Source organism: Paenibacillus sp. E194, from assembly GCF_000935845.1.
GTDB lineage: Bacteria > Bacillota > Bacilli > Paenibacillales > Paenibacillaceae > Paenibacillus_B > Paenibacillus_B alvei_B.
This window is the reverse complement of record NZ_JMDX01000022.1, coordinates 1-22,793: the sequence shown is the minus strand read 5'-3', so window position 1 is coordinate 22,793 and position 22,793 is coordinate 1. Positions and strand designations below refer to the sequence as shown.

At 47.4% G+C, this 22,793-nt stretch carries 15 protein-coding genes and 2 pseudogenes; 16 read left to right on the top strand and 1 reads right to left on the bottom strand.

What is annotated here, in order from left to right; all coding sequences use genetic code 11:
- The first annotated feature begins 107 nt into the window (after positions 1-107).
- From AZ66_RS29640 to AZ66_RS04910, 12 genes and pseudogenes are all read left to right on the top strand, one after another.
- Positions 108-3,683, top strand: a complete 3,576-nt coding sequence (locus tag AZ66_RS29640) for an S-layer homology domain-containing protein (RefSeq protein WP_052648400.1) — start codon at positions 108-110, stop codon at positions 3,681-3,683.
- 109 nt (positions 3,684-3,792) lie between these two features.
- Complete coding sequence (locus AZ66_RS04965) at positions 3,793-4,227, top strand: hypothetical protein (protein ID WP_044353839.1); 435 nt, start codon at positions 3,793-3,795, stop codon at positions 4,225-4,227.
- 20 nt (positions 4,228-4,247) lie between these two features.
- Positions 4,248-4,790, top strand: coding sequence for a DUF4430 domain-containing protein (locus AZ66_RS04960; protein WP_052648399.1), 543 nt, complete (start codon positions 4,248-4,250; stop codon positions 4,788-4,790).
- A 1-nt stretch (position 4,791) separates the two neighbouring features.
- On the top strand, positions 4,792-5,679 hold the full coding sequence (locus AZ66_RS04955; protein ID WP_044353838.1) for an energy-coupling factor transporter transmembrane component T: 888 nt from the start codon (positions 4,792-4,794) through the stop codon (positions 5,677-5,679).
- Complete coding sequence (locus AZ66_RS04950) at positions 5,652-7,325, top strand: ABC transporter ATP-binding protein (protein WP_021260838.1); 1,674 nt, start codon at positions 5,652-5,654, stop codon at positions 7,323-7,325. Before AZ66_RS04955 ends, AZ66_RS04950 begins: the two co-directional genes overlap by 28 nt.
- A 23-nt stretch (positions 7,326-7,348) precedes the next feature.
- Positions 7,349-8,023 carry an ECF transporter S component gene (locus AZ66_RS04945; protein WP_036620431.1) on the top strand — a complete coding sequence of 225 codons (675 nt, stop codon included), beginning with the start codon at positions 7,349-7,351 and terminating at the stop codon, positions 8,021-8,023.
- A gap of 52 nt (positions 8,024-8,075) precedes the next feature.
- Positions 8,076-8,471, top strand: coding sequence for a DUF5071 domain-containing protein (locus tag AZ66_RS04940; protein ID WP_197081653.1), 396 nt, complete (start codon positions 8,076-8,078; stop codon positions 8,469-8,471).
- A gap of 671 nt (positions 8,472-9,142) precedes the next feature.
- Positions 9,143-9,817: a TerC family protein gene (locus AZ66_RS04930; protein ID WP_044353835.1), complete on the top strand. Its 675-nt coding sequence runs from the start codon at positions 9,143-9,145 to the stop codon at positions 9,815-9,817.
- Positions 9,818-10,034: 217 nt separating this feature from the next.
- Complete coding sequence (locus tag AZ66_RS04925; protein ID WP_044353834.1) at positions 10,035-10,790, top strand: class I SAM-dependent methyltransferase; 756 nt, start codon at positions 10,035-10,037, stop codon at positions 10,788-10,790.
- Positions 10,791-10,966: 176 nt separating this feature from the next.
- Complete coding sequence (locus tag AZ66_RS04920) at positions 10,967-12,034, top strand: YeeE/YedE family protein (protein WP_044353851.1); 1,068 nt, start codon at positions 10,967-10,969, stop codon at positions 12,032-12,034.
- Positions 12,035-12,046: 12 nt separating this feature from the next.
- Positions 12,047-12,265 (top strand): annotated as a pseudogene (locus AZ66_RS04915) (sulfurtransferase TusA family protein); the annotation flags it as partial.
- Positions 12,266-12,602: 337 nt separating this feature from the next.
- The gene (locus AZ66_RS04910) at positions 12,603-13,352 is read left to right on the top strand and encodes a MerR family transcriptional regulator (protein ID WP_082061456.1); all 750 of its coding nucleotides are present in this window, start codon (positions 12,603-12,605) and stop codon (positions 13,350-13,352) included.
- A gap of 157 nt (positions 13,353-13,509) precedes the next feature.
- Here AZ66_RS04910 and AZ66_RS04905 read toward each other — a convergent pair whose 3' ends face one another.
- A complete protein-coding gene (locus AZ66_RS04905) occupies positions 13,510-16,437 on the bottom strand; it encodes a DEAD/DEAH box helicase (protein ID WP_044353833.1) in 2,928 nt (975 codons plus the stop codon).
- Between the two features lie 461 nt (positions 16,438-16,898).
- Between AZ66_RS04905 and wsfD the strand changes: the two genes are divergently transcribed.
- The 4 genes and pseudogenes from wsfD to AZ66_RS04885 all read left to right on the top strand — a co-directional run.
- Entirely contained in the window at positions 16,899-18,443 is a 1,545-nt protein-coding gene (gene wsfD, locus AZ66_RS04900; protein WP_044353832.1) for a glycan biosynthesis hexose transferase WsfD, read from the top strand.
- 1 nt (position 18,444) lies between these two features.
- On the top strand, positions 18,445-19,989 hold the full coding sequence (locus tag AZ66_RS04895) for a hypothetical protein (protein WP_052648398.1): 1,545 nt from the start codon (positions 18,445-18,447) through the stop codon (positions 19,987-19,989).
- 10 nt (positions 19,990-19,999) lie between these two features.
- Positions 20,000-21,249, top strand: a pseudogene (locus AZ66_RS04890) (glycosyltransferase family 2 protein).
- 111 nt (positions 21,250-21,360) lie between these two features.
- Positions 21,361-22,793: cellulose biosynthesis cyclic di-GMP-binding regulatory protein BcsB (locus AZ66_RS04885; RefSeq protein WP_052648397.1), on the top strand; the 1,433-nt coding region annotated here is incomplete at its 3' end.

Below are 22,793 nucleotides of genomic sequence, written 5' to 3'. Positions count from 1 at the left end.
AGATTACTAGTGTATTTGGCTGCACCGAAGTGGTTACCTAACATCTTTCTAACACGGAAAGGTGTTTTTTTATTGCCTACATTTTGAATTAGTAAGGAGAGCGGACATTGAAGATTACGAACAGAATGTTGAAGACGAGCTTGTCTGCATTTTTAAGCATTGTATTGTTGCTATCTATCATTCAGCCACAAGTCATAAAAGCGGCTAGTGGGCAGGACAATACACAGTTAAATAACATGATTGAACAGACGGTTCAATATTATAAGGACTATTATAATGATGCTTCTAATAAAGGCGCTGTAAGTGATTCATGGTGGGAGCTTGTTGCTCTGTGGAGCGCGGGTCAAGATTTACATAATGGGACTTGGAGACTACCTACATGGGAAACAAAAGAGCCAAGACTTCGTCCAAATGCAGGAGGCACCGATCATATTCGATATATTTATGGCCTGCTCGCCTTAGGAAAGAATCCGGCTCACGCTTGGGAAACGAACAGGAATCTGTGGGCGGAACTGGCAGCTCAGCAAGATCCAGCAACGGGTGCTATCGGTGGAGTCAATAAACACATTTGGGGAATGCTTGCCTTAAGCGCCGGTGAAAAGCTTGGTCAGGATATGGGGTCATGGAATGCCGCATCCAAGCAAAAAGCACTCGATTATCTGCTCAAAGCACAATATGCTGACGGAGGTTATGGACTGTCAGCTACCGGCAGCTCGGGTGATACTGACATTACTGGTATGGCGCTGCTTGCACTTGGTCAATACCAAGGACAGAGCGCGGTAGATGCGGCAATTGAACGAGCTAAGGAATTGTTGAAAAAACGCCAATTGGACAACGGAGGGTTTGATTCCGTTGGTACATGGGGATCCGGAGATAATTCCAATAGCTTATCTACATCCGTATCGGGATTGGTTGCTGCAGGCGATGATGTCTTGTCAGCAAAGTGGAAAGAGCCTAACGGCACAGTTATCGATGCATATGCACGATTCCAACAAAATGATGGATCGTTCAAATGGAAATTAACAGATTCTTCTACAAATAGGATGGCTACCGAGCAGGCTCTTGTCGCATTGCTCGATATCAAGCATGGAAAATCGGTATGGAGTCGCCTCGCGGAAGTGAAGCTTCCATCGGATCAATCGCAGACAAATGGCAGGACAATCTTAGTTGGCGAGCATCAAACGAGCGTCACCGAAGGAACTTATCTGGATCCATTATCCTCAAGTAAAGTAACACTTGAATTTCTTAAGGATGAACTGCCACACGTAATTTCGGTAACGAGCAGTACTTACTTAGAAATAGAACCGAAAACGGTTGTAATTTCGACATGGGATAAGAGACTTGAGCTACCCCATAGTTTGGGGACAAGTAATGATAATTTGCTTACGAAGGTCAACGAGGGTTTGTCCCTTGTAAACAAGGAGACAACGGGAATTGATCTCCGCTTAAAAGTGGGCGGTGATCAGGAGATCCGATTCAATCAACATGTAACCCTCATCCTGAAGGGGCAAGGAGATAAGGAAGCCGGGTTCATTAATGAAAACGGGATATTTACGTTGATTCCAAAATACGATAATTCCTCAGAACGGAATGAAGAGGTCTACGCTTATGCACTTAACGGCGATTTGATCGTTAAGACCAATCATTTCACTGAATTTGTAACTTATATTTCGAAAATAAAGGAGACATCTGGAGGAGATAATGGCTCCGGCAATGGCAACGGAGGCGGGACAGCACCTGGAGGAGATAGCGGCTCCGGTAATGGAAACGGTGGAGGCGTAGTCCCTCCGGTCACGAATACGATCACATTGTCGGTCGAAAAACGTACCATAGGCGAAGGGGATATTATTGCACCAGTTCGTGTTGAACTTCAGGATGGAGACACCGCGTATACAGTGCTTGATCGCATTGCTGAGAAACGAGGAATTTCCATTGAATCCACCGGCTCAGGGGCTAACCTCTATATTCAGGCAATCGATGGGTTGGCAGAGTTCGATAATGGGAGCTTGAGTGGGTGGATGTACTCCGTCAACGGTAAGTTCCCGAACTATAGTGCGGGAATCTACATTTTGAAGAAGGGCGATGTTCTTCGCTGGCAGTACACGACAAATTTAGGCGAAGATGTTGGCAATAAATTTGAAGGAAACAAGGAAACCCCAGGAAAACCTGGATTGCCAGTTCAACCAGGGGGTGCAGGAACGGGCGGTGGCGCGCTTACACCGAAGCAGGTAGAAGAGTCTGCTAAGCTTAAGAGCCTTATTGACGGTGCTTCAGCATGGATACTAAGCAACCGCAAATTCACCGTTCAAGACAACTTTAATGATTGGGACGTCATGGCGCTGGCACGTTCAGGCAAGCAAGTTCCGTCTACGTATTACACGGTACTAGAAAACTATGTAAAAGAGAAAAAAGGAGAATTCCGATTAGTTACTGACTATGAACGCATGGCTTTGGCCGTTACGGCAATCGGCAAGGATCCAAGTAATGTAGCAGGCTACAACCTCTTAGAGAAAATCTATAATAATGGGCGCATGACAAATCAAGGTACGAACGGTCTTGTGTTTGCTTTATTAGCCTTGGATGCGAACAAAACAGTCGTTCCAAACGATGCACTCTGGACAAGGGATAAGCTGATTCAGCAATTGCTTGCTCAACAAAATACAGACGGCGGGTTCCCGCTTAGCAAAGAGTCTAATGCAGTGAGCGACATCGATATGACTGCTATGTCACTGCAGGCATTGGCGAAATATCAAGATCGCAAAGAGGTCAAAGCAGCCACAGATAAGGCTTTGTCTTGGTTGTCTTCGCAACAACTCGCTAACGGCGGATTTAAAGCATGGGGTGTGGAAACGAGTGAGAGTATCTCGCAGGTGATTATTGCGCTGTCCGGTCTTGGAATTGACTTGGAAGACAAGCGATTCGTGAAGAAGGATGGGGATTTGCTGAAAGGACTGCGCACGTATCTGAATACAGACGGCGGATTTGCGCATTCACGAGGCGAAGCAAGTAATTATATGGCTACACAGCAGGCATTGCTTGCGCTGACAGCCTACGATCGCCTGTTGACGAATCGAGCAAGCCTATATGTGATGACGGACGCCGCATCGACGGGCACGCAGAAGCCAAAGGATGAGAAAACAACGTACACAGACGAGGCCTCCATTTCTGCTTGGGCAAAAGAAGCAGTCCATAAAGCAACGGAGCTCGGGTTTATGCAGGGTACGGGTAAAGATAAGGACGCATCCCAATTTGAACCGAAGCGGGAATTAAGTCGGGCTGAGTTCGCGGCATTGATCGTGAAATATGCTGGTTTACAGCCACAAGGCACAGATTCAGGATTTACCGATGTAAGTGCTTCGTCTTGGTATGCGGGATATGTTGCCACTGCGAAGGAAAAAGGTCTTATTTCGGGTGTTTCGGCTAATAAATTTGCGCCGAACCAGGCGATTTCGAGACAAGAGATGGCAGCTATGCTCGTACGAATGAAGGGGCTTCCGAAGGATGCAGATTCATCGACAGGACCGAAAGATCAACAGCAAGTAGCTGAGTGGGCATTGCCTTACGTCAAATATGCCTATCAAGCAGGTCTGATGTCGGGTGAGGGCGGTTACTTTAAACCACAGCTTCATGTGACAAGGGAAATGGCCGCTGTTGTCATGGTAAGACTGCACGGCATTCAATAATTTGCACGATCAGAAAGAAGGAGAGCAATCTCCTTCTTTCCGTATGAGCGGAACTACATGATAGCAAGCTTGCATCATCAACGAGTATGCATGGCATAGAGGTGAGGATATGTCCGAATGGTTTGCGTGGATAAAGCGCAACAAACAGAAATGGTTAGCTGGACTGGCAGTACTGGCCATTGTAATTGCCACGGTATGGGTATATGGCGGAAATGGCAGCCAGCCGAAGGATGAGAGGCTGGCTGGTCATACAACGGCACAAGAGCAAGAGCATTCGAGACAAGCTTCTAAGGATCTGGCAAGTGAGACTGCTAATCTATCGGAACAGAAGCAGGATCAAGGGAATTCAGAATCGTTGCCTCAAGCAACAGCTGATCCCAAGTCTGATACAGTGCAGGACATAGGAAGCAAAACAGGAGACACGGATAACCCGGATCACAAGGAAAACGCTCTGATCCATCTTCTACAAGCAAAGAATCAGCAACGTTGGGAAGCCAACAGAAAAATCAGATTTCTGAAACAACGCAGGGAAAAAGCATCGTAAGTAAAGCAACGGAGTCTTCTGTGAAGTCGGATGTAACTCCAAAGGACAAAAAAACATCTGACATGCCTCCTACTGCAAAAGAGAGTAAGAATCATGCAGACAAAAAGGAGAACCAGGGTAGCGGTAAGCAAGATAGCAAGTCTACGCCGAGCAAAGGGGATGCCCCTCAACTGGATGTAAAGCCTCCACAGACTACTACCGTGCAGCTCACAATCGTAGGTTCCTCTGATATAGGTACGATCCTGAGCACAGAGGAAATTGAAATTGGCGATTCGGAAAACGTGATGGATATATTGAAAAAAGCTACGCGCGCTAAGAAGATTCAAATGGACTTCAGCGGTTCCGGTGCAACTGCTTATGTAAAAGGTATTGATAATTTATATGAGTTCGACAAGGGATCAGGGAGCGGCTGGATGTACAGCATTAACAGTAAATTTCCGAACCGCAGCGCAGGCGTATGGCCGATTCATCCCGGAGACCATATTCAATGGCTGTATACGGAGGATCTAGGCAAGGACTTAGGAGCGGGTACTGACGACGGACTATGGGATGGGGAGAGCTAATATGATACACGGCTTCTCCACACTGCATCCGCGATTATGTTTCGCCTATTTTGCCGTACTGCTGCTCTCATGCATGATGTTTACGCATCCGGTATATTCAGTCCTTACTTTACTTAGTATCGTTCTATTGAATCTATCCTTGGATGGAGGGAGATCGCTCAAGAAGGGAATTAAGGGATACTTGATTATGGCTATTATTATTTTCTTGCTTAATCCCTTCTTCTCTAGCCGTGGAGCTACGATTCTATGGTATGTGTTCGACCGTCCGATTACATTGGAATCAATCATATATGGTGCTCTATTCGCATTGTCGCTGCTGAATATACTGCTGGCATTTGTCGCTTACAATCTCGTCATCACGCCGGAGAAATTATTGTATCTATTAACGCCAATCGCCCCGCGAACGGCCTTTATCATTACGGTAACCCTCCGTTTTGTGCCGCTGTTGACGAGACGTCTGAAGCAAATTATGACAGTTCAACGTGTTCTTGGTTACCTTCATCCGAAAGCCAGCAAGAAGCACCTTATGCGCGAAGGCATGGAGACCCTGCATACGTTAATTAGCTGGTCACTGGAAGAAGCGCTTCAGACAGCTAGTTCTATGCGTGCGAGAGGATATGGCATAGGGAAGCGAACGAGTGCAATATCCTACAAGATAGATAAAAGGGATGTCCTTGTATCATGGATCATGGTCGTAACGGGAGCCAATATTGTGATTGGCGGCTTGTTCGGCGTTAATCGCTTCCAAGTGTATCCACGGCTGCAGTCGTTGGAGTGGTCGCCACAGCTTTGGCTGCATGCAGCATGTTACTTGGTATTTATCTTCATCCCGATCGTAATGAACGGAAAGGAAGAGCTGTTATGGCGCACTATCAGATCGAAGATGTAAGTTTTCAGTATCCCAATTGTTCAGAGAAGACGCTTGATCATATCACCATCACCATTGAAGAGGGAGAATTCGTGCTGCTGTGCGGCCCATCAGGATCAGGCAAAACTACACTGCTTCGCCAGCTTAAGCGGGAAGTACGGCCGGAAGGCAATCGGAGTGGCAGTATTTATTATAGAGGAACTGGCCTGGATCAACTTGATGAGCGACGATCCATTGAAGAAATCGGGATGGTATTTCAAGATCCAGACAATCAGATTGTCATGAATACGGTGTGGCAGGAATTGACCTTTGGCATGGAGAATCTCGGCTATTCCACCGCGCAAATGCAGCGAAGAGTGGGGGAACTCGTACAGTTCTTTGGCATGGAGGAATGGCTCCATCTCCCGATACATAAGTTATCTGGCGGGCAAAAGCAGCTCGTCAATTTGGCGTCCGTAATGACATTAAGACCGAGGGTACTGCTGCTGGATGAGCCTACTGCTCAGCTTGATCCGATCGCAGCCAAAGAGTTCATCCAATTGCTCTCCCGAATTAATGAAGAATTCTCCCTTACGATTATAATCAGCGAACACCGAATTGAAGAAGTTGTTCCCCATGCGACGCAGCTTGTCATGCTGAATCAGGGGGAAATCGCTTATCTAGGCACTCCTGATCAGGTAATGAAGCAAATATGGAAGAATGAAGATGCATTATTTTTGCCGTATCTTCCATCTATCAGTCAGCTTTATTTGGGAATAGAGAAAGTAGGCGATGCCCGAGTTGTACCTATGAGTGTGAAAGAAGGTAGGAGATGGCTTGCTGGCAAGCAAGAACAACGGCAGGCTGCTGGGAAGAGCCTGTCTGAATCAGTGAAGGTTGATGGACAGCAAGTAGAGCCGTTGTTAACATGCAAAGAGCTGTATTTTACCTATGACAAAAATGCTCCCCTCGTCCTGAAGCGATTGTCCCTATCGATTCAAGAGGGTGAATTCTTCGCCCTGCTTGGCGCCAACGGTTCTGGGAAGTCCACTTTGCTGCAGCAAATTGCGGGCGCACATAAGCCTCAACGAGGAGACATCTTGTATGCGGGCAAGTCCTTGCTGCGGAAATCTACAGTAGAGCGGAGTCGGATGATCGGGTATGTCGCACAGAATCCGATGCTCTATTTCACTAGAGACACGGTGAGGGAGCAATTGATGGATCGGCTAAGGCGGTTAGGCGAACATAGCAGCATCGAGAAGCTGAATGAACTCGCAGCACGCTTTGATGTAGAGTCTATTATGGATAAGCATCCGTTTGATATAAGTGGGGGGCAGCAGCAGAAAATAGCGCTCATGCTTGTCTTGTTGGCCGACCCGAAGCTGCTGCTGCTGGATGAGCCGACGAAGGGACTCGATCCTATTTCCAAGCACCAACTGGCTGAATTGCTTGAAATGATACGGGCAGCGGGTACCACAATTATCATGGTCAGTCATGACATTGAGTTTGCGGCCAGCTATGCATCAAGATGCGGCTTGTTATTCAATGGCGCCATGGCCGCAGTTGAAGATACACGCTCCTTCTTGCAGAGCAACTACTTCTATACAACAACGATTCATCGCACAGTGGGAGATGTCCTGCCCGAAGCGATCACGGTGAAGGATGTATGGGAACAATGGGGAAATTAAAACGCACGATCTACGTGGGAAGTATGGCAGCGGCCGTAGTCGTAATGGCAGTTGTGTTATGGATGGACAAGTACTACCTGCCCCTGAGCTTTATGATGATCGGGCTCGCGATGCTGCCCTTCTTCATTCGCTTCGAGCGAAAGTCAATGAAGGCGGAAGAGATTCTGCTGATTGCGATGCTTGGTGCGATTGCGGCTGTGAGCCGCGTGCCGTTCGCGCCACTGCCTAGCGTGCAGCCGACATCCTTCGTCATTATGATGTCTGCGCTCGTATTTGGACCGGAGGTAGGGTTCCTCGTAGGCAGTATCGCCGCAGTGGTATCGAACATGTTCCTTGGACAAGGGCCGTGGACGCCTTGGCAGATGTTCTGTTGGGGGATGATTGGATTTACGGCAGGCCTGCTGCGAAATACACGATTCATGAAGAGCTTGTGGGGCAAGAACATATTCGGGTTCTCATGGGGATTCCTGTTTGGTTGGATTATGAATCTATGGTTTTTGATCGGCATGTATGACCATTTGAACTGGAAGGTATTCGTATCCGCTTATGTCGCTAGCTTTTATTTTGATTTAGCACATGCGCTGTCGAATGTATTTTTCATTACAATTTTCTCAGCGATCTGGATCAAGATACTGCTGCGGGTGAAAACAAAGTACGGATTGCTGACCACGAATGACGGGAAACTGGAGGATATGTAAGTATCCATGCGCTAAACTCTAAATCATAGTGCAGAGAGGAGGTTGAATGGTCTTGAATGATGTAAAACAATACTTGCCGACTGATAAATGTGATTATGATTCAATAGATCGGTTGAAGTCACTAAAACCGGAAGAACTCCAAAGGATAATACCGGAATTGCTAGAGTGGACTCAGGATATCAACTGGCCTGTTGCACCTAAGATTATCGAGATTTTGATTCCATTGGATAAGCTTCTGTTGCCGCAGCTCAGGGTCATATTGCGATGTAACGAATACGATTGGATTGAAAATTGTTTGTGGTACTTGGTTCGGAGGTTAAACTCAGATACACTTTTGGAACTGAGAAATGAATTGGTGATGTTGAGCAAAAGCACGAACCCGAACTTTATAGAGTACGAAATTCCTCAGATCTGCAAGGAGATCATGTCGACGCATTCTATGGAATGATGATGAACCGGATCATGTATATCATGATTTTTCGATCTGTTGCGAGGGGGTATTACTAATTGAGTAAGGACTCATTGGATCTGATAGAAAAGGAAATCTATCAGTTAATTAAGTCGATATCAGTCGATCTCAAACTAGAGAAGAAAATAGACGAAAAACAATTTGAAACACTTCTTCATCACTTGGATACATACAAATATCTAATTAGGGATCAAAATGTATTGTGCAGATCATTTGCAGGGAAAATATTTTATTTATTTAGTACGATGGTACTTCAAGCCAAGTATGTGAGATACGATGAACGACTTATGGATCTTATTTTTCAACTTAGATCGTCCCTCTTGTGTGTATTTGATGAAAGTCAGTTCGATACATAAATTTAGTAATTTTACACCTTGACCCCTTGCACCTTCTTCGATTAACATAGGATCTATAAAGGGGAGTAGCTGTTACAATAAAGTCGTCATTACGAGGATAATCCTCCGGCTTTGTTGGCAACTTCGATTGTTAGCGAGACCTTTACCGACAGGGTAAAGGTCTTTATTTTATGGCCTTTACCGTGATCGGTAAAGGCCATTTTTGTTTTTAAGGAGGGTTGTCCAGGGAAATTTCTCATAATTGTGCGCAATTGAAGAAAAGATATACATGACATGATAAGAGGAGAGGGTACTATGGATTTCTTTACACCAGAGTTCTGGTCCGCGTTGATGGCGATTGTAGTTATTGATTTAGTACTGGCCGGGGATAATGCAATTGTTATTGGGTTAACCGCTCGGAACTTGCCGAAGGAACAGCAGAAGAAAGTCATATTCTGGGGTACTTTTGGAGCGATTGCGCTTCGTTCCTTGTTGACGCTTGCTGTGGTATGGCTGTTGAAAATACCAGGTTTGCTCTTAGCCGGCGGCTTGTTGCTCGTCTGGATTGCGTATAAGCTGCTTGTGGAAGAGAAAAGCCATGATGTCGGGTCTGCTGGAAGCTTGTTGGCAGCCATTAAGACGATCATTATTGCAGATACGGTTATGGGACTGGATAACGTGCTCGCGGTAGCGGGTGCTGCGCATGGAGATTTTGTTCTCGTTGTACTCGGTTTGCTCATTAGTGTTCCTATCGTGGTATGGGGGAGCACGCTTATTATTAAATGGGTGGAGCGGTTCCCAATTATAATCTATATTGGTGCAGGCGTCCTGGCTTGGACAGCAGCGAAGATGATTGTAGATGAGCCAATGGTGAAGGGATTCTTTACAGCGAACCCCGTTCTGAAATGGGGCCTCATCGTTGTCATCATTGTCGGTGTATTGGCAGCAGGAAGAATGAAGAAGCAGAAGCAAGTGAAGCAGGCCGCTTAATAAGAGCGCACAGCTGCATAACTGAACACGACGATCTGAGCACCCTAGCAGGGGTGCTCTTCTTTTTACTGGAATCAGATGTTAAATGGGTAATGCAGATTGCTAACTTTTGCTGTATAATAAAATTACACATTAAAATGAAACTTAATTTCACTAGATGAAACAATATGGTACTTGGCTTATGTTCTTATTTCATATCTACAGGAGAGTGATCGTCATGGATAATAAGGAACGATTTTCAACTCGAGTCGATGCGTATGTGAAGTACCGACCTAGTTATCCGGCGGAGGCTGTGTCGTATTTGTATGATACAGTGGGGTTCCAAGCGGGTGACGAGATTGCGGATATTGGAGCAGGAACAGGGAAGTTTTCGAAGCTGCTGCTCGCCCAAGGAAGCCGTATTGTAGCAGTTGAGCCGAATGAGCCGATGCGGGAGGCAGCTGTGCAGGAGCTTGGCGGAATTGCGAACTATCGTGCAGCCGATGGAGCAGCGGAGGAGACCGGACTGCCCGATCACTCCGTCAATCATATCGTATGTGCGCAGGCATTTCATTGGTTCGATCGCACCGCAGCCAGAGCTGAATTTCATCGCATCCTGAAGCCTAGCGGTAAGGTTGTTCTCATTTGGAATTCACGCTTGCTTCAGGGCACTCCATTTCTGGAGGAATACGAACAGCTGCTGAAGCGGTATGGCACGGATTATGAGAAGGTGCAGCACAAGAACATTTCAGAAGAAGCGCTGTCAGCCTTCTTCGCTCCGAATCAAATGACGGTGGCAAGGTGCACGATGAGTCAATTGCTCAACGAAGAGGAGCTCGCTGGTAGACTGCTGTCCTCCTCGTATGCACCAGAGCCTGGCCACCCGAACTATGAACCCATGAGGTCGGAACTGCACCAAATATTTAAGCGCAACGAGCAAGATGGCATGGTATCCTTCGATTATGAGACGGAAATCTTCTGGGGCGGAATGTAGGGAAAAAGCCAAGAATAGCATATTGCTGTAGATAAGAGAGGAGAAATACCTCTCTTTTTTTGCGTCTGTGTCATATTTGGTATTGACTCTGCCATACATTATGATAGAATCATTATCACTTATAAATCCTATTGTATTACTAGGTATAAATAAGGGGGATATACGATTTGGCACAAATGATCATTACTGGATTGTTATGCGGGATACTGCTCGGGTTTGTCATGCAGCGCGGCCGATTCTGCCTGACAGGTGGATTTCGTGATATGTATTTAGCGAAGGATAATCGGATGTTCTATGCGCTGCTCATCGCTATCACGGTTCAAAGCATCGGCGTATTTGCGCTCATCCAGCTTGGCTTGGTGGAGTTCACGGCAGGCTCGTTTCAATGGCTGAGCACGATCGTAGGCTCATTCATATTCGGCATCGGCATTATTTTGGCGGGAGGCTGCGCGACAGGAACATGGTATCGTGCCGGGGAAGGTTTGATCGGAAGTTGGATTGCCTTATTCGGATATATGGTGATGAGCGCCATTATGAAGTCAGGTGCGCTGCTGCCTGTCAACAATGGGCTAAAGGAGTATGCCGCCCCGAATAATTCCATCCCGGATACATTCGGATTGTCCGTATGGCCGTTCATCGCCGTGCTCGCTCTCGTGACATTATGGCTTGTTAGCAAGCAGCTGCGTAAACCTGCTGTTGCGATTCCAACCTTGCCAGCGAAACGGAAAGGACTCAATCATCTATTGTTCGAAAAGCGCTGGCATCCGTTTGCTACAGCTGCTCTTGTAGGAATTATTGCGCTGCTCGCATGGCCGCTGAGCGAAGCAACAGGACGGATGTCCGGTCTTGGCATTACGACGCCGTCAGCCAATCTGTTGCAATACCTGGTGACAGGCGATAGTACCAAGTATGTGAATTGGGGCGTTTTCTTGGTGCTTGGCATCTTTGCAGGCTCTTTCCTGGCAGCGAAGGGAAGCCGCGAATTTCGCTTCCGGGCACCGGATGCAAAGACAGCTGTATCCAGCCTCGGCGGGGGACTTCTCATGGGCTTCGGAGCGAGTTGGGCAGGTGGATGCTCAATTGGCAACGGGCTCGTTATGACGGCCATGATGACTTGGCAAGGATGGGTATCGCTCATTTTCATGATTTTGGGTACATGGACGGCTTCATATTTCGTATATGTACGGCCGCGTACCAAGGCAAGTCGCAAGCTAAGCGCTTCTTATCATGCAAAGACCGTATAGGAGGAGAATGACATGAAAACGAAATTAGCCGTACTAGGCATGGTATGTCCATTTCCGTTAATCGAGGCGAAGGAGGCGATCCAGTCACTGAACAGTGGCGATGAGCTGGTCATTGACTTCGACTGCACGCAAGCTACGGAGAGCATTCCTCGTTGGGCCGCCGAAGCCGGGCATACGATAACGAACTACGAGCAAATCGACGATGCATCATGGACGATTACGGTACGTAAAAATAACTGGGAACATCGACGAACCGTAGCGGAGAGCTTTACGATGCCGCTTCATGCAGCGAACTAAAGAGAGTTGACAAAAAGCAAAAAGGTCGAGTTGGGGACAAAGAGAGTCCTGACTCGACCTTTTATTGATTCCCGATTTTTGATGGCTCTAGGAAAGCTTGTACATATCTTAATATGGGCATTTTGGGTATGTATCCACTTCAAGCACTCCAAACTTCCAACTCCATGGTTGGAACGTCAAAAAAGAGGGAATTAAGCTTGAAAAAAACAATAAAAGCAAGTTGACTCTCACGTTACGTGATACTTTATAGTAGTTGTTGAAGGGAGGTTACATGGCAATCATGAGAGTAAAAGAAGTGGCGGACATCGTCGGCATTAGCGTGCGTACCTTGCACCATTATGATGAGATCGGGCTTCTGTCCCCAGCTCAAGTTACGGATGCGGGTTACAGACAGTATTCAGATGAGGATCTGGCCATGCTTCAGCAAATCTTGTTCTTTCGAGAGCTGGGCTTCCCATTGAAAAAGATTAAAGACATTATTCACAGCCCAACATTCGATCAGACCGAAGCACTCGAACTGCACCGCAGCATGCTGCAAGAGAAGCGCCGGCGCCTGGATGTCATGCTGGAGACGCTGGATAAGACGATACTACATCGAAAAGGAGAAATTCAAATGACAAACAAAGAGAAGTTTCAAGGCTTCGACTTCAGTCATAATCCATATGAGCAAGAAGCGCGCAAGCGGTGGGGAGATAAGGCTGTTGACGCGTCAAATGCTAAGGTTGGGAATATGACGAAGGAGGAGCAGACCTCCATGGGAGAGAAGATGAATGCGATATACTTCCATTTGGCAGAACTGCGTGGAACTGCGCCGGAGTCAGAAGAAGCGCAGGCAGGGATCAAACAATGGTATGACTTCTTGAATACAATGGGCAATTACTCTCCTGAAGCATTCAAGGGACTGGGTGAGATGTATGTAGATGACGCACGATTCACGAAAAATATCGACAAGTTCGGTGAGGGTCTTGCCGTGTTCATGCGCGACGCCATGGCAGTCTTTGCAGATCGGATAAACGAATAGATATTGCAGCTTTGCACGAAATACGAGGGAAAGAGCAAGGATGAACGCAAGAGAGCCCCTAGTTGCTTTACGCATCTAGGGACTAATTCGTTTTATAACGCGAACTGGTGGTTCTAAAAAGTCGAACTGATGGCTCTATAGATTCGAGCAGCTGCCTCTATAGATTCAAGATATCACGGATATCCTGCTCGGTTAGGGCAGATATCGCTTCTTCTCCCGGCTGGATGACCTCTTCGATTAAGTTCTTCTTCCGCTGTTGAATTTCATACATCTTGTCCTCAACGGTTCCTTGCGCAACAAGACGAATGACCTGTACAACCTGCTTTTGCCCAATCCGATGGGCGCGATCGGCTGCTTGCTGCTCCACGGCAGGATTCCACCAGAGATCATACAGAATAACGGTATCTGCCCCGGTCAAGTTCAATCCTGTGCCTCCTGCCTTTAAGGAAGCCAAGAATAAGTCGCGCTCACCTGCATTGAATCGGCTGCACAGTTCCACTCGCTCAGCACTCGGCGTCTGTCCGTCCAAGTAGAAGTAGGACACTCCTTGTTCCGCCAGCTCTCGCTTGATCAGTGCGAGCATCTCTGTGAACTGGGAGAAGATAAGCGGTCTTCTGCCAGCCTCTCTTGCTTCTGCGATAATCTCCAGCAGCTGTTCGAACTTTGCAGAGCTTCCTGTATAGTCTTCCATGAACAAGCCAGGGTGGCAGCAGAGCTGGCGAAGCCGTGTAATCCCAGCCAAAATCTTGATTCGACTCTTCTGGAACCCATCTTCATCCAGATGCTTCAAGGCATCCTTCTGCAGCTTGGCTAAGTAAGCGATATACAACTTCTTCTGCTCAGGCAGCAGCTCTGATGCCTGAAGGGATTCGATCTTCTCCGGCAGTTCCTGCAATACATCTGTTTTCAATCTCCGCAGCAGGAATGGGCGGGAGCGCTTCGCTATGACGTCACGCGGAAGGTCGCTGAACTCCTTTCTCCCTGGGAACAATCCGGGAAACACAGCATCGTAAATGGACCATAGCTCCTCCAGCGAATTCTCTACAGGCGTTCCGGTAAGCGCGAAGCAGTACTCGGCCTGGAGAGCCTTCACAGACTGGGCCGTCTGAGTCGCGTAATTTTTGAACGCTTGCGCTTCATCCAGAATGAGCGTGTGGAAAGAGTGCTTAGCGTACCATTCAATATCTCTGCGCAGCAGCGGGTAGGACGTAATGATAACATCGATGCGCTCAAGATGATTCAGCTTGCGGATGCGTTCCGCCTTGTTCCCGTCAGCAATAATGGTGCGAACCGATGGTGCGAAGCGCGTGAATTCGTTGCGCCAATTATACATGAGCGACGCTGGACAGACGACGAGCGCAGGAAGCTGCCGCTTTTGAATGTCCGGTAGAACAGACACCATGAAGGCGATGCTTTGCAAGGTCTTGCCAAGGCCCATATCATCCGCCAGAATACCGCCGAAGTGGTAGTGGGCAAGTGTCTTTAGCCACTGGAACCCATATGCCTGATATTCCCGAAGCACGTGAACAAGGCTGTCCGGGACGGGGAATTCCAAATGATCCGGGTTGCGCAAATTCTCCAGCAGCTTGCGGAAGGATCTGCCGAATCGTACGGCTTGCCGCTCTCCCTGGGAGTCGATAAGATGCAGCCCACGCATAACAGGGATACGGAACTCTGCTCCTGAAGCCTCCCCCTGACGAAGGCCCACCTCATTCATGAAGCGAATGATCTCTTGGAACTGTTCGCTTTCAAGCGGCATGAGCGCGCCGTTTGCCATTCGATAGTAGCGCCTTTTTTCCTCGATTGCTTTGAGCAGTTTTCGAATTTCTGCTTCTGATATTCCATCCATCTCAAACTTGAATTCAAGCCAATCGATACGTTCGTCCACATTGACTGAGATTTTGGGAGGAGCGTTTGGAATGAACAGCCTTTCCTTCACCGCTGAAGTCGCATAGATGTGCAGGATTCGTTGCAGTTGGGGAACGACATGATACATGAAATTATATTCGGCATCCTCGTCATCCAAGAAGTATCCGCCTTCCGTCTTCACAAAGGGCGATTGCTCCATGATTTCTAGTATCCGCTGCTCTTTGTCCGTATTCCGCATCAGAATCCGATTCTCTGTATGCTTGTGTCGATTCGGATCCAGTGGATTAATGGAGATATCTCCGTAGTGGAATTCCAACCCCGCAAGCAGGCGATCTCGAATGCGATCAAGATACAGCTTCGCCTGCAGTTCCGGCTGCACGACTCGATCTGCTATCGCTTGCGCTACGCGTACGCTGCCGAGCTTCTGCAGCCCCGGAACCACTTTGTCCATAATTGGGCCGATCTGATTAGGTGATATAAGAATTCGTTGCTGGCGACCGCTGCCCAATGTCTTCTTAAGGTCAGAGAGCCGCTTGCATTGCTCAATCGGGGTTTGAATAAAGGCCCCGTTGGCGATGACAGCTCCGTAGCTTTCCAGCACTGTCACTTGCTCTAATCCTTGTACATCAATGCAGTAGGCATCTTTATCCGCCTCATCTAGCCTGAACTGTATTGGAAGAGGCTCATCTATAACTGACAGTCCCTCAAATGTCGCTCCGTCATGCGCAAGGAGCACAGAGGGAGCTTGTTGAAGGGCAGGAAGTAGGGCGTCCCACGAGTAAGGAGGGATGAGCAGCATCCGTTCGTCGTTGCCCTGCTTGGCAAGGATGGCGGAATGCGGCATGTGACGGTAAACATTTTCGTTGCGGTAAATCGCGATCAACTGTTGGATAACGGCAAAATGCTCGGGATGAAAGCAGTGCAGTGACGGATCATAGGAGAAATGCCTTGAAAATACATAGCATTCCCCGCGGTCGATGCATCGCAGCAATTCGCGAATATGCTTTACGATATATAGTCGCTGCGGCCCGACCCTCATTTCAACGGCCAAAAAGGCTTGCTCGTTGCCTGATGAAACCGGGAAGCAGGTGATTTCTACGTCAAGCGGCTGTCTGGTATCGAATAAGGGGCGGACACGGCTTGATTTCAGTGGAGTATCGTCAAATAAACCGAGTATTCGCTGGGCTAGCTGATTATTCCCCGATTCCATATTCATAGTCACTGCTCTCCTTTCTATATGTGAGATGAGTATATATAAAGTGAACGCATGTTCGTGTATGTCGATAGCTATATGATATCAGAAAGCAATAAAAAAGAAACAACAGGACCTTGGAACTACGCGATTATAGTCGGAATTAAGAATATATTCAGTGCCGATTGGTAAGATGGGAGTTAGGGTATATATTATGGTCAGTATTGCGTGCAAGGGCATAATAGAGCCATTTATGGAAAGTTGACACCACTGACAGGATGTCTACAGGCATGTATAATAGGAGCTGCGGTGAAAATATTGTTTTCAGAAAATACAAAATATCCCTCGAATCACCTAGGGATATGGATGTCACCTGTCGAATGTAATAGCGATTATACTTCCTTGAGACTCATCTCACGCAGTTTAATTATAAGGCTATAGACTCATTTTTTTTGAGTTGAATATAGGAAAAGGAGGCCTACCCGATGGCGGGCACATGGTTGAAGCTGAAAATCGGGCAGAGGCTTGAGTCCCTGCGCCGATATGTCTCGCCGGCACTGCTTGCTGCCGCGGGAGTATTCACAATTACTTGTATTGCATTATTTGTTCCCCCTTATATCGGAATGGCAGATAACGGCGACTATTTCCGAATTCTCTACAGCAATGGCCTGTACTTCAACGCACCCGATTACTACAGTCAGTATTTTGGATATTTTATTAAGGAATATGGAATATTCCAATACTACAACGAGAATGCTGCAACCTTATTCTCTTCCCAGTCCATATTTATCAAAGCGGCTATTTGGCTCAATCAATTATTTAATCCAGATGTATTCGATATCCGCTTCCAAGCTGCCATATTCGTGGTGCTGTATATCGTTGCCGTATATCTGCTCGTGGAGAGCTTAACGTGGAAGGTAGCTTCCAAGTACGCATACCCGATTTCGATCATCGCGATATTTCTATTCGGTGATACCGCATATACCGCTTACTTTAACTCCTTCTTTGGGGAGAGCATCGTGTTTATTATGCTGATCTTTGTGTTCGCCTCGGGGCTGCTCATCTATCGCAATCGATACAATGACTATGTCATGATGAGTGTGCTGTTGGCCAGCGGACTGCTATTGACTACCAGTAAACAACAGAATGCGCCTCTTGGCATCATTCTCGGCATATTTGGCATCTTCCTCATCTTTATTCGGAAAGGAAGAACATTCCGGGCATTGATGTCTTCAACGCTCGTGCTCTTGCTACTGGCTGGTATTGGCACTTACACGCTTATACCGAAGGAGTTCGTGAACATCAACCAATATCATGCGATGACGCGGGGGATATTGATGGGATCCGATGATCCGGAATCTACATTGGAACAATTCAATATGGACAAGCAGTACGCCATACTGAACAAAAGTATTTATTACGAGCTGTACACCACAGTAGATGTAGATTCTGAAATTCTAGAGAATCAGTTCTATAACAAATACGGATTTGTATCGATTCTTGGCTATTATGTAACTCATCCTTCTAAAGCTATCGACATGTTGGATTTGGCGGCCAAGAGCGCATTCAAAATCCGTCCTCCCGCAATGGGGAATTACGAAATATCGGTTGGAAAGCCATTCCGTGCGCAGACGACGTTTTTCTCGGGCTACAGCATCCTGAAGGCTAAAATGGCGCCGAAAACATTCGGCTTCGTGATTTTGTGGATTGTGCTTGTTGCCGGATTGTACATGCCTTCCTTTGTTGCGGCTGCAAGAGCCAAGCAAATACGGCGCATGATCCGATTCTCCTTTATCTTTATCATGATTTTGATGGGATTGTCGGGAATTGCGGTGTCCATTATTGGTGCGGGGGATGCCGATTTGGCGAAGCATGAATTTGTGTTTACGGCGGTGTTCGACCTTGTCACGTTTGTAACGGTGTCTGACGCTATACGCAGACGCTTATGGAGCAGGCAGGATGAAGATTCTGCACTGCTTACTTCTGATGCCAGCACTCATGCTCATGAGGGGGCCAAGGTGGTGATGTAACGTGATCCAAAGAAAATTAATTGTATGCATGCTTGCATTGCTGCTACTGCTTGGGTGTGGGGTGCCTACGACCATTCACGCAGCAGAGCAAGCGGCCTCTAAGGTGCTGCTCATCTACGACAGCTTGGACAAAGGGACAACGAGAGAGGGAAATGTCGAGGCAATGCAGCGCCTGCTGGCATCCTATGGCGTGCAGGTTACGCTCGTTCGTTCTGACCAATTTCAGAGGGGGCAGATGGACGCTTATGCGAAGGTGATAGGGATTCATAATCTGACTGATCTGAAGGAATCGAATCAGGATTTCCTTCAGGATGTCGAACAGTATCGAGGTGACTACTTGCACATCGGTACGAGAGTCCCTGCAGCGGTGACCGCAAGCTTAGAGCTTCGCGTTCACAGTGGAGTGCCTGGCCCAATTCGAATCGCTATTGACCGCCTGGTTCAAGATGCAATTCGTACCGAGCAAGTGACCATTATCGAGCATGCTGCAGGCACCCGTTACGGGAGCCTGAGCCCAGCAGGCGCTCCGACTGATTTTCCTTATGGAGTGCGCAACGGACGCTACGGCTACGCAGCTTATTTCGAGCGGGGCAATATCAGTGAACTGGCAATGTCGCATTTGTTGAAGGACTGGCTGGGCAATGCAGGAGAGGCGCGCAGCTACGTTATTTTCAAGGAAGTATATCCGTTCTCCGACCTGCAGCTGCTGGAGCGGCTTGCCGACCGGATGTACGAGGCGGGGATTCCGTTCATCGCAAGTGTGCAGCCGGTGTTCATGAATACCGATTATCCAGCTATGAAGCGATATATGGAAACACTGAAGTATGTTCAATCCCGCAACGGAAGCATTATTGCAAATGCTCCAGTCGTAGCCTCAACGGTCAATCTAAGCGATACGACATTAAAGGGAAAGATGGAAGGGTTCATTGACGTGCTTGCAGACTATGGGGTTGCACCATTGGGACTTGGAGCGGACTTCTACTGGACATATGACCAAAGATATGCAGAAGAGGGCATGAGCTTTACGGACTCAGTCGTGTTGTTTCCAAATAAGACGTTGAAGTACAGAATTCAGACGAATGAGTCCAAGGCATTCCCGTTCTCCGCATTCAGCATGCAGCCTGGATTTTTAGAGCAATTCGGTCATTCCGGAACTTTCATGCCTGCAATGCCTATGAATACCGCATTAACCTTTGACTTTCCCGACACAGAAGAGAAGCTGGACGACATCGTAGAGCAATTGCAGAGCAGCTGGATAACATTTTCTGATTATAAACACGCCTCCCATACCGTTCGTACCCCCAACAGCATCATTATGTCTCGGAGCGGTAGTGTGACCATTAACGGACAGGGTGTAAACTTGGATGTCGTGATCAAGAAGGTAAGTTCGGATTATGTATATAAGGAAAAAGAAGTGAAGAGCTTCGAGACGTTATTCAATGTACAGAACAAAATTTTTATTGTCATTATCGTACTGACGCTTATTGCATTCACAGGGTTTCTCATCGTGGGTAAACGACTGTACAAGCGCAAATATTACAAATAAGGAGATAGCCATGACGACTGCAGATATTTTAATGCTCATAGCGGTTATCTGTATTTGGTCGCTCTTGCTCGTCAACGTCGTCCTGATCATTGCAGGATACTTGTACTACATCAAGATCGAGAACGAGGAAGTGCCGGAAATTAAGGGCGAGGCGCCATTCGTCTCCATCATGGTGCCTGCCCATAATGAAGGGAAGGTCATTACGAAGACGGTGGAGTCGCTATTGGCGCTGGATTATCCTCATGATCGGTACGAGATTATCGTTATCAATGATAATTCATCGGATAACAGCAGCGAGCTGCTGGGCAATTTGCAGCGCAAGCATGACGGCCGCAACCTGATTGTCATCAACACGGATGCGGTGACGGGTGGTAAAGGCAAATCTAACGCGCTCAATATCGGATTCAAGCAGAGCCGAGGCGAATTAATTGCCATCTACGACGCAGACAATACGCCAGAGAAGACGGCTCTACGTTATCTGGTAGCAGAGATTACGAACGACGATACACTAGGTGCGGTAATCGGCAAGTTCCGTACTCGCAACCGCAACACAAACCTGCTTACGCGCTTTATTAACATCGAGACGCTGTCGTTCCAATGGATGGCTCAGGCAGGGCGATGGAAGCTGTTCAAGCTGTGCACGATTCCGGGGACGAACTTCATTATGCGGCGGAGCATCGTGGAAAGCATAGGAGGCTGGGACGTGAAGGCGATTGCTGAGGATACGGAAATTAGCTTTCGCATTTACATGATGGGTTATCGAATTAAGTTCCAGCCGAAATCTGTAACATGGGAGCAAGAGCCGCAGACAGTAAAGGTATGGTTCAAGCAGCGAACACGCTGGGCGAAGGGTAATATTTACGTCATCATCAAAAACATTCCGCTGCTCTTTGACCGCAAGGCACGAAATATCCGTTTTGATATCCTTTATTTTTATCGATTTACTTTTTGCTGCTTACCTCATTGGTCATGTCCGACATCTTGCTCATTTTACATGCCTTAGGCTACGTACATACGACGATAGCTGGCTTCAGTTCCTTCTTATGGCTGCTGGCCATCACGCTGTTCATCTTAGGAACCTATATTTCGTTGATCACGGAAAAAGGGGAGATGGTGCTCTCTAATCTGTGGATCATTATGCTGATGTATGTATCGTATTGCCAGATGTGGATGGTCGTAGCCGCTTATGGGCTCTATAACTATGTGAAGGATTTATTATTCAAGCGAGAGGTCAAGTGGTACAAAACAGAACGCTTTTAGAAGGTCGATTTTGATCACGCAGTATTTCGAACCATTTGATCACGCATTTATATAGGAGCTTGTTCGATTACGGAATACTCATTTTATGAAGAGAAGACAGGAGAGAAGCTTGTGAATAAACGGTGGATCGTAGTCGGCATGACTTGCTTGTCCTTGTTATTCGGACAGCTTGGACAGGCCTCGGCAGCTGTGGCTCCCGCAATGGGCTCTGCTCAACTGAGTACGTATGAAGAGACATTTTCAAGTGCGGACACATCCTTATCCGGGATTATGTCCTCCAGACAGTTCAACTTCCAGACTGAGGAGTATTGGAAGGTTGATGAAGTTAAGATTCATGTAGATTATAAAGCGTCGCCTTTGACGAAAAGAGAACGGTCAAGCGTGACGCTGTCATTGAACGGGAAAAAGTTTCATTCCTTCCGTCCTGACGTCAGCGATGATCCGAAACGGCGGCTTACGGTATCCGTCCCGAAGGAACTGCTGGTGAAAGGGAACAACACGCTGACGATCGAAGGCTATATTGTCACTACTGATGCAAATCAAATTTGTATGCCGTCGGAGAAACGTGACAACTGGCTGCAGCTGTTTGCGACAGCAGGCGCCTCCATTCGATATACGAGTGAGGCGATTAAGCCGAGCATTCGCGATTTTAACCGTCATTTTATAGGCATGGATACGGTTAGTGATGAACGTAACGCGCTAGCGATCCCGAAGAGCAGCAAGCCAGCCGAACTGGAGGCTGCCGTATATGCATTATCAGGTTTCGCGAAGCAAAATAGACTGAAGCAAAAACAAATTCCGATGTATGCATTCGATGCTGATGCCTTGAAGGGGAAAACAGCAGTTGTGGCTGTAGCATTGTACGATCAACTGCCGGCGGCTTGGAAGAGTGAGCTGGGCAATGTAGATGTCGCGCAAGCCGCGGTGATCCGCGTGATTCGTACGGGTACACAGCCTACTCTTGTCGTTACTTCTCAGGATCCTACCATGCTGGTGAAGGCAGGACGATTGCTGGCGAATCAAGAGCTGGTCAAGCAGTTGGACGGGGATACGAAAATGGTATCGGGCGATACGGATGTTGCGACACCTGAAGTCACCATTAGCAAGGACATGAAGCTTACGGACAATGGCGATAAGCTGAAAGGCTGGATGCATCAAGAGAAATCATACTTCATATCGCTTCCAGCCAACCGCACGATTGCCGAGGCTAGCAAAATCCACTTGGATATGCGGTATGCGACCAATCTTGATTTTGATCGCTCCATGGTTACGGTGCTCATTAACAACACGCCAATCGGCAGCAAGAAGCTGAATATGGATTTAGCCAACAAGGATACATTAACCCTGCCGATTCCGAAAAATTTAGATGTAACGGGTAACTTTACAGTTACGGTTGCATTTGATTTGGAGCTTCGGAATGTTGTGTGCATGGAGCCGCAGGATGAGATGCCCTGGGCATTCATCACGAAGGATTCGGTACTACAGCTGAAAACGAAGGATAAGACAGAGCTGCTGTTCGACAGCTATCCGAACCCATTCCTTCG

Coding starts and splice junctions, on each gene's coding strand:
- AZ66_RS04955 (WP_044353838.1), top strand. CDS start 4,792: ATGATACACGGCTTCTCCACACTGCATCCGCGATTATGTTTCGCCTAT.
- AZ66_RS04925 (WP_044353834.1), top strand. CDS start 10,035: ATGGATAATAAGGAACGATTTTCAACTCGAGTCGATGCGTATGTGAAG.
- AZ66_RS04910 (WP_082061456.1), top strand. CDS start 12,603: ATGGCAATCATGAGAGTAAAAGAAGTGGCGGACATCGTCGGCATTAGC.
- AZ66_RS04965 (WP_044353839.1), top strand. CDS start 3,793: ATGTCCGAATGGTTTGCGTGGATAAAGCGCAACAAACAGAAATGGTTA.
- wsfD (WP_044353832.1), top strand. CDS start 16,899: ATGGCGGGCACATGGTTGAAGCTGAAAATCGGGCAGAGGCTTGAGTCC.
- AZ66_RS04930 (WP_044353835.1), top strand. CDS start 9,143: ATGGATTTCTTTACACCAGAGTTCTGGTCCGCGTTGATGGCGATTGTA.
- AZ66_RS04920 (WP_044353851.1), top strand. CDS start 10,967: ATGATCATTACTGGATTGTTATGCGGGATACTGCTCGGGTTTGTCATG.
- AZ66_RS04950 (WP_021260838.1), top strand. CDS start 5,652: ATGGCGCACTATCAGATCGAAGATGTAAGTTTTCAGTATCCCAATTGT.
- AZ66_RS04905 (WP_044353833.1), bottom strand. CDS start 16,437: ATGAATATGGAATCGGGGAATAATCAGCTAGCCCAGCGAATACTCGGT.
- AZ66_RS04945 (WP_036620431.1), top strand. CDS start 7,349: ATGGCAGCGGCCGTAGTCGTAATGGCAGTTGTGTTATGGATGGACAAG.